Source organism: Nitrospirota bacterium (genome assembly GCA_040755395.1).
In the GTDB taxonomy this organism is placed as follows: Bacteria; Nitrospirota; Nitrospiria; order Nitrospirales; family Nitrospiraceae; genus DATLZU01.
The window spans coordinates 24182-37373 of sequence record JBFMAX010000013.1; the positions used below are offsets into that span (position 1 = coordinate 24182).

Genomic DNA, 13192 nt, shown 5'->3' on the forward strand with positions numbered 1-13192 from the left:
GGTATGAAAATGCGGGTCCTGTCACCGACCAGCCGGGTACCCGTTGCTCCTCTCCGTTTGCAACGGGTGCAAGCTCACACCCCGCCCACACCCGCCGGGCGGGTACCCGAGGGACCCCGCTGCGCGCGGACAGGCGCCCAGGTCGGTGCCACCCGCATTTTCATGCTCCAGGGTGGCCACTTGGTGGTCATGAATTACTGGTATACTAATCGCCCTGGCCAGATCTTCTGACTATGCGTTGGATACAGAACCATGAAGGCATTGAACTGGGATGAACTGGCTGAATTGGCCTTGTCACGCGTCCGGGCGGCCGGGGCGGAGTACGGCGACATCCGCATCCTCGACAGCGCGATGCAGACCGTCCACGGCGAGGATCGGCGGATCGCGAAGATTCGGGACGGCCGCGACAGCGGCTTCGGCGTGCGCGTGCTCTACCGCGGGGCCTGGGGGTTTGCGGCCAGCTCGATTTTGTCGCTGGAGGAGGTGCCGCGGGTTGCAAAGCTGGCGATCGAAATCGCAAAGGGATCGGCCGATCTGCTCAGCGAGCCGGTGCGCCTGGCCGACGAGCCGGTCCATCGAGACAGGGTGATCACGCCTCGGCAGATCGATCCGTTCTCCGTGCCGCTGGAAGACAAGACGACGCTGCTGCTCGATGTGATGGAGTACGTCCACCGGCAGCCCGGCGTCGTCCGCAGCCGCGCGAACCTCTGGGCCCGTCGCGATCTCAAGTTGTTTGTTTCCAGCGAGGGCTCGCGGTTGGAGTTCGATCTGTTGGCGGTGCAGGGCGACTTCGAGGCGACCGCGGTGCACGACGGGCGCTTCGCCTCGCGCAGTTTCAGCACGCCGCACCTCCGCACCGGCTATGAGTTGATCGCCGACGCCAATTTCTTGGCCGAAGCGCCGCGCATCGCCGCGCAGGCGGTGGAGAAAGTCAAGGCTCCGCCGGTGGATCCGGGGCGCTACGATCTCGTGCTCGATCCGGAGCACCTGTCGCTCACCATCCACGAATCCTGCGGCCATCCCAGCGAGCTGGATCGCGCGTTGGGCTACGAGGCGAACTACGCGGGGACGAGTTTTCTCACGCCCGACAAGCGCGGCGCCTTCCGCTACGGGTCGCCCCACGTGAATCTCGTGGCCGACAATACCGAACCGGAGACGCTCGCCGCCACGGGATACGACGACGACGGGGTGGCCTGCCAGCAGTGGGACATCGTGCGCGAAGGGATCTTCGTCGGCTACTGCACGAACCGCGAGACGGCGCCCAAGATCGGCGAGCCGCGTTCGCGCGGGTCGAACCGGGCGGACGGGTGGGGCAGCGTGCCGATCGTGCGGATCGCCAACATCGGGCTCGAGCCGGGCGTGGCCTCGTTGAACGATCTGATCGCCGATGTGAAACGCGGCATCTACATCGAAGGGCATGGTTCCTACAGCATCGACCAGCGGCGGTATAACTTCCAGTTCGGCGGCGACGCCTTCTGGCTCATCGAGCACGGCCGGCGCGCCCACATGCTCCGGGACGTGATCTATTACGGCATCACGCCGGAGTTCTGGAGCAGGTGCGACGGCGTGGCGGATCGCTCGCACCGCCGCCGGTACGGTTTCATCACCTGCGGGAAAGGTCAGCCCGGCCAGTCCGGCTGGATGACCCACGCCGCCGCGCATGCGCGCTTTCGGAACGTGAACGTGATTCGGGGACAGGCCGCACCATGACCGAGGGCTCGGCCGCTGCGCCGAAACTGACCGACCGGGATGAATTCCGTTTTCTCGCCGACCTGGTATTCAAGCGTTCGAGCGGCGATCAGACCTTCGTCGCGCTCCAAGACCAGCACGGCGGCACCGTCCGTTTCGCCAACAATCAGGTCATCCAGAACGTCGACACCCGGCGCATCTCCTTCAGCGTCACGGTCGCGTTCGGCCGACGGCACGGAACCGCCGGCACGACGGACCTGACCGCTGGTTCGGTCCAAGAGGCGCTTACACGAGCCGAACGGCTCGCGCGGGTCGCTCCCGAAGACCCCGAATACCTGCCGCCGGTCGAACCGCAATCCTACCCGACGGTGCCGACAGCTCGGCCGGAAACGGCGGCCGCCGGCCCGTCCGGCCGCTTGGCCCACGCGAGACAAGCCATCGAGTTGTGCCGAGCCGAGCGGCTCACAGCAGCCGGCATCGTCTCGTCCTGCGCCGCGGCCGTCGGCGTGGCCGCGAGCAACGGCCTGTTCGCCCACGAGGAACGGACCGAGGCCCGATTCAGCCTGACGGCGCAGGAGGGTGAGGCGACCGGCTGGGCATCGGCGGCGCACCGGTCGATCGATCGGCTTGCCGTGCGCGAACGGACACGGTTCGCCATCGACAAGGCGAAACAGTCCGTCGAGGCGAAAGAGATGCCGGCCGGCCGCTACACGGTCATTCTCGAAGCGCCGGCGGTGGCCGGCCTTCTGACCTGGTTCATCTGGATGCTGGACGCCAAGGCGTTCTATAAAGGAACCAGCCCGTTCAGCGGCAAGCTGGGCCAACGGATCGTCGATCCGCGGCTGTCGCTGAAGAACCGACCCGACCATCCGGATTTGCTCGGCTACGGATTCACAAGCGAAGGCCTACCGGTGAACAACTCGACGTGGATCGATGGGGGCGTGCTCCGGCAACTGTCGTACGATCGGTTCACCGCCAAGGAGCATGGCGTCGACCGCATCGCGACGCTGGAATCGCCGCTGCTCTCCGGCGACGAATGGGCGAAGGCCGGCGTCGGAGACCTCATCCGCAGCACGGCGCGCGGCGTGCTGGTCACCACCTTCTGGTATATCCGCACCGTCAATCCCACCGACCTGACCCTGACCGGCATGACCAGGGACGGCACGTTTCTGGTCGAGGACGGCCGGATCACGACGGCGGTGCGCAACTTCCGGTTCCATGACAGTCCGCTGCGGGCCTTCAATGAGATCGAGGCGTTCACCGTGCCTGAGGAGGCGGTTACCACCGAGACCGGCAAGCTGCTCGTGCCCGCCATGAAAATTCGCGACTTCAATTTCTCCAGCGTGACCCGGTTCTGATCACACACAGTCTGAAAGCCTTCCAAGAGAATCATCTTGTTCAGCCGTGTAGGGTCCTTCCTTCACCGTAACTACGCGTCCGCCGGAGTCCCGTCTATACCTAGGGTCGACAGTGCTGTAACTCCTCGGAACCGCGTCGAGTTCTGAAGACCGCGCTCAATCGGCACGGCTGCCGCGACGGCACAATCCTTGCCAATCTGCTTCCCGTGGCAATTCACAACAAGGGAGGTGTCATAATGAACCGACTTCTACTTCTGGGTTTCGCCGTTCTGACGGTCTTGACTCTCGCCACGCCGGTCATTGCCCAGGGCCCGCCGTTCACGCCTCCTGGGCCTCCCAGGCCTGTGCCCGCGCCGCTACCGGATGAGGCGTGCACGCAAGTGCCGGAACTGTGTGTAGTGCAGTAGTGCAGTAGTGCAGTAGGTGCGCCGCGAAGCCGGCCGCTTCGACTGCATTGAAGCGGCCGGCCCTGCCTCCCGTTTGTCGCCTCTCCGTCTCCTACCGTATTCCCATTGACTAATGGCGTCGGGCAAGAGTACACAGTCTTCATGAGCTTTGGGCTTACCCTGTTTGACCCGTTGCTTGCACCCGTTGCAGGAAAAGAGCAACGGGTACCCGCAATGGGTGCCCCAGCAAGATGAAAATAGAGCCGACAGCCAGCCGCGAATGGCATAGAGCTATTTGCTGTTCGCTATTCGCTATTTTCTAAGGGAATCATGACCCCTACCGTTCGAGCCCGTCGCCGTCTCTTCGCTCCTGAGACCTTTCGTCATGGGTATGACCCGCCGTTCGGGCGTCTGTTCTCCGCCGTGTTCCTCGATTCTTGACCGGCTCAGACTCATCTCGACCATCTTCCGACGTGAGCGGCGGCCTCGGGGCTCCCCTGAAACGCTCGCCGCACTGGAGGTGCCGTCATGGCGCGAATGTTCAAAGAGGCTCCCGTGAAACTCATCCGGATTCTTCCTGCGGACCGCCCGATGCCCGGACGCCATCCGTTCGCGCGAACCATCATTTTGCTGAAACTGGAGCAGAGAACGGCCGCCGCTCGCGAGTGGATCGGGCAGGTCGCTCGGTGGCCCCGGCATCTCGCCGCCTGGGCCTCCCGCGGGCGCACGATCGTTCGGAAGATTCGGGAACACCTCGCTCCACGATGCGCGTCAGCGTGGGTGGCGTTGCGCTGCGCGGTGGGGATCTGCCGGGTGCGGATGGCCGCCGCGGCGCGGCGGTGGACGTCGGCCGTCAAGGAAAGGTTCGCAGAGATGCCACCGAAGCTGGATCGTATGCGGAGCGTCATCACGGAGAAAGGCCGTCGTCTGGCGCGGCGGCTCATGGAGCAGGCGCAAGCCATCCATGCGTCGAGGAGTGACGACGCTCGGGTTCAGGACCTCGTCCGTGAGGTGATCGCCTTGCGGGAGCAGGTCGCGGCTCAGCAGCGGGAGTTGGCGCAGATCACCGCGCGAGTTGGAGACCTCAACGCGATGATCCGCTCGCAGCAAGGAGTTCTCGTCCAGTTCGGCGACGAACTGGACACGGCGTCGATACGCGCGACGCCGCCCGACTCCGTGGGGACCCGAAGGCCTGCGAACCGGGCGGCACGGTCGGCCGGGCCTCGGCACTGCGTCGCAGAGCCTGCCGCCGCGGAAGCCTGAGCGGGCGTGTCGTCATGAGGATGGTGAGTGCGGCGTCTCGATCTGCGGCGTGGGGGCTTTTGGCCGTCCTGATCGTGGCGCTCGCTTCGGGAGCGTGTTCGAGCGCGAGACAGACCGTGTCGGGTCAAGTGTCCCCCGCAGTGCCGCTGTACGACAATCTGGGCAGCCTCCACCATCCCATCACGACGCCTTCGCAGAAGGCCCAGCAGTATTTCGATCAAGGCCTGCGGCTGGTGTATGCCTTCAATCACGAGGAGGCGATCCACTCGTTTGAGGAAGCGACGCGGCACGATCCCGCCGCGGCCATGCCTTACTGGGGTGTCGCGCTGGCGCTGGGGCCGAACATCAACGCGCCGATGGACAAGGAACAGGAACGCCGCGCGTATCACGCCCTGCAACAGGCCCTGACTCGACGCGAGCATGCCGGCCCCAAGGAACGCGCTTACATCGAGGCGCTCGCCACCCGCTATTCGCCGGATTCGAACGCAAAACGGGAGACGTTGGATCAAGCCTACGCGGATGCGATGCGGGAGGTCTGGAAACGGTACCCGGATGACACCGATGCGGGGACGCTCTTCGCCGAGGCGCTGATGGACTTGCAGCCGTGGAACTTCTGGACCCCCGACGGCCAACCCAAGGGAAACACGGAAGAGATCGTGGCGACCCTCGAACGCGTCTTGACGCTGAACCCTGACCATCCGGGGGCCTGTCACTATTACATCCATGCGGTCGAGGCATCGCCGAGGCCGGAACGCGCGCTTTCCTGCGCCGAGCGGCTTCCGGCGCTCGTCCCGGGTGCGGGCCATCTCGTCCATATGCCGGCCCACATTTATCTGCGACTGGGCCGGTATCGGGAAGCGGCGGAGCGGAACATGCATGCAGCCGCAGTCGATCAAGCCTATTTGAAGCACCGGCACCTCACCGGCATCTATCCGACGGGCTACTATCCGCATAATCTCCACTTCCTCTGGGCGGCGCTCACCATGGAAGGTCGGAGCCGGGAGGCCATCCAGGCCGCCCGCGATCTCCATCGAGTGGTCTCGTGGGACGAGGCGCGCAAAGATCCGTCGATGGAAGAGTTCACCCCTACGCTGCTCTTTGCGCTGGCCCGGTTCGGCAAGTGGAACGACGTGTTGGCCGTCCCGCCGCCTCCGGCCGAGCTGGTGTATACGGCGGCGATCTGGCGCTACGCGCGCGGATTGGCCTACGCGGCCACGGGTCGGTTCGACGAAGCGGATGCGGAACGGACGAGGCTGGCTGAGATGGCCAAGTCCATGCCTAAAGACAGGACCCTGGGCGGGAGTCAGGTAGCGACGCTGATGCGGATCGCCGACGAAGTCCTGGCAGGAGAGATCGCCGCTCGCCGCGGCGATCATGAGCAAGCCGTCTCGCGCTTGACAGCGGCGATCAAGCTGGAAGATGCGTTGCGCTACTATGAACCGCCGCTCTGGCATTATCCGGTCCGCCATTCATTGGGGGCCGTCCTGCTCGAAGCGGGCCGCCCGGCCGAGGCGGAGCGGATCTACCGGGAGGACCTGGCGCAACATCCGGAAAACGGCTGGGCGCTGTTCGGACTGGCCCAGAGTTTGAAGAAGCAGAACAAAACGGACGAAGCCGCGGCTGTGGAGGAGCGATTCAAGAAGGCGTGGGCGCGCGCCGACGTGACGCTGACCTCGTCGAGATTCTGACTGTCTGCTGCTTCGCCGGCAGCCGACCGGTTGACCCTCCCGCTCAAAGCTGCCACCATACGTTCGCGCGTTACCTCCGGCTGACCGTCCCGATTCCCAGAGAACCGAGATGGGACACGTCGTTCGAGTTGCGACGTCGCGACCCAAGCAAATCGTCGATCTGACCGCTCGCGTGAACGAGCTGATCCGGCACGCCAAGCTGCAGGAAGGCCTCTGTTCGTTGTTCCTCGCGCACACGACCGCGGCGCTCACGACCGGCGAAGTGGGAGAGGGAACGGAAGACGATTTGCTCGATGTGGTGGAGCAGATGATCCCGAAGATCCGGTTTCGGCATGCGCATGATCCGGCTCATGCCTGGTCCCATATGGCGGCGTCGATTCTGGGACCGTCGCTGACCCTGCCGATCCGGGACGGGACGCTGGCGTTGGGGACGTGGCAATCGGTGCTGTTGGTGGAGCTGGACGGGCCGAGGCACCGCGAGGTCCACGTCATGTGGTCGCCGTCGTGAGGCGCAGACCGGTGATCGGCGTCATGGGGCCGGGCAAGGCCTCTCGCGCGCAGCTCAGGTCGGCTATGGAGCTGGGAGAAGGGGTCGCGCGCAACGGGTGGGTCCTGTTGACCGGCGGGCGCGCCGCCGGCGTGATGGACGCGGTGAACCGGGGAGCGAAGCGGATCCCCGGCAGTTTGACGATCGGGGTCCTGCCGACGGCCGGCACGCGCGTGTCGCGCTTCGTGGACGTGGCGATCGTCACCGACATGGGCAACGCCAGGAACAACATCAACGTCCTCTCCAGCGATGTGGTGGTGGCTTGCGGGCCAGGCGGGCCCGGGACGATTTCCGAAGTGGCGCTGGCTCTGAAGGCGCGCAAGCCGGTGATCCTGCTGAACGGAGATCCGTTGGAGGAGAAGATGTTCACGAAGCTCGGCGGCAAGCTGGTTCGCTCGGCGCGCACGCCGCAGGCGGTCGTCGACATGATCGGACGGCATCTGAATCGGAGGAAAGCATGAGCAGCGTGTGGAATCGGGCGCTGGCGGCGGGATGCGTGGCGGTCGTGGTGAGCATGGGCGAGGTCGGGGCTGGCATGGCGTCCGCCGAAACGGCCAGCGGGATCGAGTTGGCGAAACGGGCCACGGTCGGACTCTTTTCGCCGGAGCACGAGACCTTCAAGCAAACCGGTAAGGGGCATTTTGTGATGCAGGCCAGCGGCATCCATCTCCATGATGGCTACATCGTGACGGCGCACCATGCGGTCGAACGGGATGACCGGGGCAAGCGCCTCGTGCAGGAGGAGATCCGGGTGCTGACGGCGGACCTCGAGGAATTGCCGGCCAAGCTGGTCGGGGTCAGCGCGTTTCTGGACATCGCGGTCTACCGTCTGACGGACGGCGCAGACCGATTGCCGAACGTGGGCTTTGCGGAACGCGAGCCTCAAGCCGGCGACGCCGTTTTGACGATCGGCTATCCGCTGGGGTGGGGCCCGGCCTTCGGGTTCGGTCGGATCGGCAACCCGAACACCTTTCTTCCGACGGCGGAAGGCCGGCTGATGCAGCTCGCGCTCGCGGCGTGCAGCGGAAATTCCGGCGGCGGGCTGTTCAACGAGCAGGGCGAGTTGGTTGGCGTCATGCATGCCATTATCGAGACGGACAAGGAGGAAGGTCCGGGACGCTGCAGCCAATTCGCCTTCGCCGTGCCGGGGCCGTTGGCGCACCGTGTGGTCACGGCCCTGATTCGCGGCGAACAGCCGGCGTTCTCGCGGCTCGGCATCGGTCTGACGGCGGTTCAGATGGGCACCCGGTGGCGGGTCGCGGCCTCCGAGGTGATGGGGCCGGCGCGCGACGCCGGCATCCAGAAAGGCGACGTCATTCTGGCGATCGACGAGACCGAGATCACCGCCGGCGCCCAGTTGAAAAATTATCTGATCGAGCGGACGACGCCAGGCCAGAAAGTGGCGGTCAAAGTGCTGCGCGGGCAAAAGGAGCAGACCATCGTCGTCACACTGGGGAGATCCTAACCGTTCGGGCGGTCCGTAAACAGCGAACCGGAGTGTAAGCGAAGCCTTCGACCTTCGACAACCAGACGAGGGAGGGAAGAGACTCATGAAGATCCCGTCACTGCTCCGACTCTCGATCGTTGCGGCCCTTGTCGCCGGATCGTTCAGCGGACAGGCGGCGACCCAATTAGCCAAAGCCACCTTTGCCGGCGGGTGCTTCTGGTGCATGGAGGAAGTATTCGAGGCAGTGGAGGGCGTCGTCTCGGTCACGTCGGGCTATACCGGCGGACAACAAGCCCATCCGAGTTACGAGGATGTGTCGGCGGGCGGGACCGGCCATGCCGAGGCCGTCGAGATCGTTTATGATCCCTCACGGGTGAGCTACGAGAAGCTCCTGCAGGTATTTTGGCGGAACATCGACCCCACCACGCCGGACCGGCAGTTCTGTGACAAAGGCCATCAGTACCGTTCCGCGATTTTTTATCATGACGAGACGCAGCACAGGCTGGCGGAGGAATCGAAGCTGGCGGTGGAAACAACCAAGCCGTTCAAAGAACCCATCGTCACCGAGATCGTCCCGGCCTCGGAGTTCTATCCGGCCGAAGACTATCATCAGGACTTCTACAAGAAGAATCCCATCCGCTACAAATTCTACAAATTCAACTGCGGGCGGGCGCAGCGGCTCGCACAGCTTTGGGGGAAGATGTGACTACGGACTGAGAACGGGGCATGCCTCGCACGATTCGGTCTCTCCGACTATTCGGCTACGTGTGGAACACCGTGGCGAGCATCGTGTGGGCGGTGGAACTGGCGCGCAATGGGTATTTGGTGATCTTCCGTCCGATCCCCGACCTCATTCTGGCCGCCCAGCGACTGTACCTTCCCTGGGAATCGCTCTGGCAACCGCTCGACGAGCTGTTCGGCGTCGCGATCGTGGGCGCGACGATCGGCGTCCTGTTTTTCGCGCCGGGGTTCGGCGCGCTCATTTTCGCCACCTGGCTCGAGGACCGAGCGCAGGCGGCGAAGGCTCTCCCGGCTCCAGCCCAAAGCGAGAGGCCTGAGGCGTGAGGGTGGAGGCTAGCCCACCTCTCGGGGAAGGCTTCGGTGCACAAGTGTACGGGGAAAAGTCTCCGCCATGGTCGCTCCGTGCACATCCGCGACGCGGCGGCGCCGTCCAGGCGGTGGGGTTTCGCAAGCGTGATCGGGAGGTTAGCCTAGGAATCGGGATCGGCATGAATCTTGAGGATGGGGAGTGGCTGTCGAGGCAGGGAGCTCGGAAGCGGATCAGCCAATTGGCGGAGCGTGGCAACCCCGAATCCCAGAGGTCGGCTCATCAGGACAGGTTTCCAGCACGGGCTGTGCGCGTCGCTGGTCGTGTGCGCGCTGGTGTTCGCGATCCCCGTGCCGACCCAGTCGGACTTGGACGGACGGCCGCGCTACACCAAACCGGAGTTGCGTCGCGCTATCAACTGGTACGCCAAAAAATATCGGCTCGATCCGGCGTTGCTGCGCGCCGTCATCAAGGCGGAATCGGATTTTCGTCCTGACGCGGTGTCCCACAAGGGAGCCGTCGGGCTCATGCAGCTCATGCCCAAGACCGCTGCCTCCCTCCGCGTCGCCGATCCGCTCGATCCCATCCAGAACATCCGCGCCGGCGCCAGACAACTCCGCCGTCTGCTGAATCGCTACCACGGCGACCTACCCTTAGCCCTCGCGGCCTACAACGCCGGCGTGCAGCGTGTGAAAGGGGGCAAGGTGCCGAAAATCCGCGAGACCCGCGCCTATGTCCGCAAAGTGCTGCGCTACTATCATGCCTCCAAACCGGGCCGACTCCACCACGCGGGCGAACAGAAGGTGCAGGGTTCAACAGCCAAGCCCCGATGACCTTCGCTCCCGTCCTCTCGGGCGGACCGGCTCGATACGTCCCGCGGGGCAGCGTGCACACGACTCGCATTCAGTACAGGAACGACAGGATGGAGACTTGTCGTTCCCACAGCCAAAGGTTGAGATATCCCACCAGGGCGATGATCGGCCCGGTCAAGAGGAGCGTGACACACACATCACCGATGGTGAGTGAAGGGGCCTCGATCCGGCAGGCCCCATGCTCTCCTTGGGCCATGGCGCGAATCAGCAGCGCGGTGTTCTTCGCATGGCTCTTGAACCAGAAGGAATAGGCGTCTCCGAAGAAGGGAATCGAACTGAAGACGCCGTTGAGCAGCAGGTTAAAGGCCATCCCGATCAACACGACCATCTGGACCCCCCAACTGCCTGGCGATCAGCAGAATGACCGCGCCCGATACGGTTGCAATGAGATCGCCCACGACGGGAATGACGCCGACCATGGGGTCAAGCCCGAAGCGAATGCCGGCGGGGGACAGACGAAACGCATCATCCAGCAGATGGGCGAGCAATTCGGCTTGCCGTTCCTTGGCGCGCACCGTGGCCATGGTTCTATTGTACTCCTGGCGGCCCGTCTCGGAGCGGCTGATCGGGGAACAAACGGACGACTCCCGCTGTGGCGCGTGCGATGAGCGGCGCGGCCTATCCGTGCTTCGGCGATGTGCGCCAGATGAAATAGAGCGGGATACCGGCCAGCACCGTCGCGAGGCCCAGTGCGGACTCGATCGGTCGTTGGATCAGGCTATAGCCGACGATGATCAGTGAGAGCGCGACCAGCAGACCGGGCAGCGCGGGATACAGCGGCACCCGATAGGGACGGGGCAGGTCCGGTTGCCGGCGTCGGAGCACGATCAGCGCTCCGACGGTGAAGGCCATAAACACCGCAAGGACCAGCCCGCTGTAGATCACCAGTTGCTCGAAGGTGCCCGTGAGAATCAGCAACGAGGCCCAGCCGCTCTGGAGCAGGATGGCCCGCACGGGCGCCCCGGTCCTTCCATCGAGGACCGCGAACCAGGAGGCGAAGACCCCGTCCCGCGCCATGGCCCAGTACACGCGCGGACCGGCCCAGACCATGGCGCTCACCGCACCGGCGATCGAGAGGCAGAGCAGCGCCGCGACGAAGCGTCCGCTCGCCGGACCCCAGAGGGCGGCGGCGGCTTTTTCGGCCACCGGCAGCACCGGCGGTTGCGCGAGCGAGGTGACCGGCAGGGCGTACAGGTACACGAGATTCAGCAGCAGATACATCGCGCCCACAAAGGCGGTGCCGCCGATCATGATCTTGGGAAGGGTCCGCCCCGGTTCGGCGATTTCGCCCGCGATATACCCCGCGACGTTCCACCCCAGGTAGCTGTATATCACGAAGATCAGCGCGACCATCAGGGCGCCTATGCCGGGATCGGCGTCGGGCGCCCGCACGGTGAAATTCTTCCAACTGCCTGTGCCGAGCGAAAGTCCCCCGAGGACCAGCCCAAGGATGGCGAGGACCTTCGTCGTCGTCAGCACCCGTTGCAGCCGCCCTCCGGCTCCTACGCCGGCGGCATGGACGGCGGTCAGGCTCCACAGCAGAAGCAAGGCGAGCCCTTTGGCCGCCCACCCGTTGTCGTCGGCGATCGGGGCGACGCGCAGGAAGTAGGAGGCGAAGCTCACGGCCGAAGCCGCGATGGCTGCGCCGAAGCCGATGGTAAACGAGGTCCATCCGCTCAGAAACCCGGCCAATGGCCCGTACGCGCGGCGCAGATAGACGTAGTCGCCGCCCGCCTGCGGAAGCGCCGCGCCGAGCTCGCCGTAGGACATCGCTCCGGCGAGGGCGAAGCCGGCGCCGACCAGCCAGAGCGCCAGGATCAGGACCGGGTCGCCCAGGTCGCGCGCCATGAACCCGGTCGTGGTGAAGATGCCGCCGCCGATGATGTTGCTCACCAGCACGCAGGTCGCGGTGAACCAGCCGACTTGGCGCCGGCCAGCCGGTTCATGGCGGTCGGCTGAAGACGTCCGGTTCATGAGCGGATCGGGCCGAACACCAGAAAGTGCTGCTTAGGCAGGAAGTCGAATTCCCGGATCAGGCGATAACCCGCCGCTTCCATTTCGCGAAGCACCGTCTCTTTCGGCGTCGCATGGCCGAACAGCCAGCCGCTGTCCTTGTACTCGATCACGGCGATGCGACCGCCGGGCCGCAGCGCACGTGCGAGCGACTGAAAGTAGGCGGTCCGATCGGGGAGGTGATGGTAGGTGTTGCAGGTGAAGATCAAATCCACGCCGGCGACGGGCAGTCGGGCATCGGTCGGCGTCGCCCGGACCAGTTCGACATTGGCCACCCCGCGCTGCGCCCTCTCCTGCTCGATGAGGCGTAGAGCGGTCTCGTCCACATCCACGGCGTAGACTTTGCCCTCCGGACCGACGGCCTCGGCCAAGCGCCACGTGAAGTAGCCGCCGCCCGCGCCAAGATCAGCGACGCGCGAGCCGGGAGCGATCGACAGGGCCTGGATCACCGTCTTGGGCTGCTGCCAGGCATCCCGCGACGGATCGTTCATCCGCTGATAGGCCCACTCGGCGCAGCCGCCGGTCACGACCAGTAACCACAAGATCACCAAGTGGAGCGCAAGACGAAGTCGACTGATCATGGAGTGCCTCTCTCGGTGCCGGAAGAGCGAGTGAACTTGTAGCACAGTGAACGTGCGCCAAGAAACACGTCCTTGGCTTGACCGTTTCTGAGTGCCCCGTTTCGCGGTGCCGAGGATTGCGCCCACGTCTGCCAAAACGCGGTCCTGTGGCGAAACGCCTTCCTCCGAAAGAAGGGGAAGCCCCTCTTCGCAACATCCTGTTTTTTCGGCGCTGGACATTCTTGTCCCTCCGGTCGTTTCGGCACGGAACCTGATCCTACGCCGGGTGGCAGCGCATGGAGCTGCCGCTCAGCGAAAAGT

The 13192-nt window shown here is 64.8% G+C and carries 14 protein-coding genes; 10 read left to right on the plus strand and 4 right to left on the minus strand.

The window, feature by feature from the left end; genetic code table 11:
* The first annotated feature begins 252 nt into the window (after nt 1-252).
* The 10 genes from AB1555_16160 (at nt 253) to AB1555_16205 (ending at nt 10259) form a co-directional block, all read left to right on the plus strand.
* The gene (locus AB1555_16160) at nt 253-1710 is read left to right on the plus strand and encodes a TldD/PmbA family protein (GenBank protein ID MEW6248227.1); all 1458 of its coding nucleotides are present in this window, start codon (nt 253-255) and stop codon (nt 1708-1710) included.
* Nucleotides 1707-3047, plus strand: a complete 1341-nt coding sequence (locus tag AB1555_16165) for a TldD/PmbA family protein (protein ID MEW6248228.1) — start codon at nt 1707-1709, stop codon at nt 3045-3047. Before AB1555_16160 ends, AB1555_16165 begins: the two co-directional genes overlap by 4 nt.
* A gap of 914 nt (nt 3048-3961) precedes the next feature.
* The gene (locus tag AB1555_16170) at nt 3962-4696 is read left to right on the plus strand and encodes a hypothetical protein (GenBank protein MEW6248229.1); all 735 of its coding nucleotides are present in this window, start codon (nt 3962-3964) and stop codon (nt 4694-4696) included.
* 14 nt (nt 4697-4710) lie between these two features.
* Nucleotides 4711-6384, plus strand: coding sequence for a tetratricopeptide repeat protein (locus AB1555_16175; protein ID MEW6248230.1), 1674 nt, complete (start codon nt 4711-4713; stop codon nt 6382-6384).
* Between the two features lie 109 nt (nt 6385-6493).
* A complete protein-coding gene (locus AB1555_16180; protein ID MEW6248231.1) occupies nt 6494-6892 on the plus strand; it encodes a secondary thiamine-phosphate synthase enzyme YjbQ in 399 nt (132 codons plus the stop codon).
* Nucleotides 6889-7392 carry a cytochrome gene (locus AB1555_16185; protein ID MEW6248232.1) on the plus strand — a complete coding sequence of 168 codons (504 nt, stop codon included), beginning with the start codon at nt 6889-6891 and terminating at the stop codon, nt 7390-7392. Before AB1555_16180 ends, AB1555_16185 begins: the two co-directional genes overlap by 4 nt.
* On the plus strand, nt 7389-8396 hold the full coding sequence (locus AB1555_16190) for a S1C family serine protease (protein MEW6248233.1): 1008 nt from the start codon (nt 7389-7391) through the stop codon (nt 8394-8396). The genes AB1555_16185 and AB1555_16190 overlap by 4 nt, the downstream gene beginning before the upstream one ends.
* 85 nt (nt 8397-8481) lie before the next feature.
* Nucleotides 8482-9084: a peptide-methionine (S)-S-oxide reductase MsrA gene (gene msrA / locus AB1555_16195; protein MEW6248234.1), complete on the plus strand. Its 603-nt coding sequence runs from the start codon at nt 8482-8484 to the stop codon at nt 9082-9084.
* A gap of 20 nt (nt 9085-9104) precedes the next feature.
* A complete protein-coding gene (locus AB1555_16200; protein ID MEW6248235.1) occupies nt 9105-9443 on the plus strand; it encodes a hypothetical protein in 339 nt (112 codons plus the stop codon).
* Nucleotides 9444-9677: 234 nt separating this feature from the next.
* The gene (locus AB1555_16205) at nt 9678-10259 is read left to right on the plus strand and encodes a lytic transglycosylase domain-containing protein (GenBank protein MEW6248236.1); all 582 of its coding nucleotides are present in this window, start codon (nt 9678-9680) and stop codon (nt 10257-10259) included.
* Between the two features lie 70 nt (nt 10260-10329).
* On the opposite strand, the gene AB1555_16210 is transcribed toward AB1555_16205, so the two are convergent.
* The 4 genes from AB1555_16210 to AB1555_16225 all read right to left on the minus strand — a co-directional run bounded on the left by AB1555_16210 (nt 10330) and on the right by AB1555_16225 (nt 12892).
* Nucleotides 10330-10626, minus strand: a complete 297-nt coding sequence (locus AB1555_16210) for a DUF4112 domain-containing protein (protein MEW6248237.1) — start codon at nt 10624-10626, stop codon at nt 10330-10332.
* Nucleotides 10598-10822, minus strand: coding sequence for a DUF4112 domain-containing protein (locus tag AB1555_16215; protein ID MEW6248238.1), 225 nt, complete (start codon nt 10820-10822; stop codon nt 10598-10600). The genes AB1555_16210 and AB1555_16215 overlap by 29 nt, the downstream gene beginning before the upstream one ends.
* A 94-nt stretch (nt 10823-10916) precedes the next feature.
* Nucleotides 10917-12272: an amino acid permease gene (locus AB1555_16220; protein ID MEW6248239.1), complete on the minus strand. Its 1356-nt coding sequence runs from the start codon at nt 12270-12272 to the stop codon at nt 10917-10919.
* Nucleotides 12269-12892 carry a methyltransferase domain-containing protein gene (locus AB1555_16225; protein MEW6248240.1) on the minus strand — a complete coding sequence of 208 codons (624 nt, stop codon included), beginning with the start codon at nt 12890-12892 and terminating at the stop codon, nt 12269-12271. The genes AB1555_16220 and AB1555_16225 overlap by 4 nt, the downstream gene beginning before the upstream one ends.
* Nucleotides 12893-13192: the final 300 nt, after the last annotated feature.

Coding starts and splice junctions, on each gene's coding strand:
- AB1555_16160 (MEW6248227.1), top strand. CDS start 253: ATGAAGGCATTGAACTGGGATGAACTGGCTGAATTGGCCTTGTCACGC.
- AB1555_16165 (MEW6248228.1), top strand. CDS start 1,707: ATGACCGAGGGCTCGGCCGCTGCGCCGAAACTGACCGACCGGGATGAA.
- AB1555_16170 (MEW6248229.1), top strand. CDS start 3,962: ATGGCGCGAATGTTCAAAGAGGCTCCCGTGAAACTCATCCGGATTCTT.
- AB1555_16175 (MEW6248230.1), top strand. CDS start 4,711: ATGAGGATGGTGAGTGCGGCGTCTCGATCTGCGGCGTGGGGGCTTTTG.
- AB1555_16180 (MEW6248231.1), top strand. CDS start 6,494: ATGGGACACGTCGTTCGAGTTGCGACGTCGCGACCCAAGCAAATCGTC.
- AB1555_16190 (MEW6248233.1), top strand. CDS start 7,389: ATGAGCAGCGTGTGGAATCGGGCGCTGGCGGCGGGATGCGTGGCGGTC.
- msrA (MEW6248234.1), top strand. CDS start 8,482: ATGAAGATCCCGTCACTGCTCCGACTCTCGATCGTTGCGGCCCTTGTC.
- AB1555_16200 (MEW6248235.1), top strand. CDS start 9,105: ATGCCTCGCACGATTCGGTCTCTCCGACTATTCGGCTACGTGTGGAAC.
- AB1555_16210 (MEW6248237.1), bottom strand. CDS start 10,626: ATGGTCGTGTTGATCGGGATGGCCTTTAACCTGCTGCTCAACGGCGTC.
- AB1555_16215 (MEW6248238.1), bottom strand. CDS start 10,822: ATGGCCACGGTGCGCGCCAAGGAACGGCAAGCCGAATTGCTCGCCCAT.
- AB1555_16220 (MEW6248239.1), bottom strand. CDS start 12,272: ATGAACCGGACGTCTTCAGCCGACCGCCATGAACCGGCTGGCCGGCGC.
- AB1555_16225 (MEW6248240.1), bottom strand. CDS start 12,892: ATGATCAGTCGACTTCGTCTTGCGCTCCACTTGGTGATCTTGTGGTTA.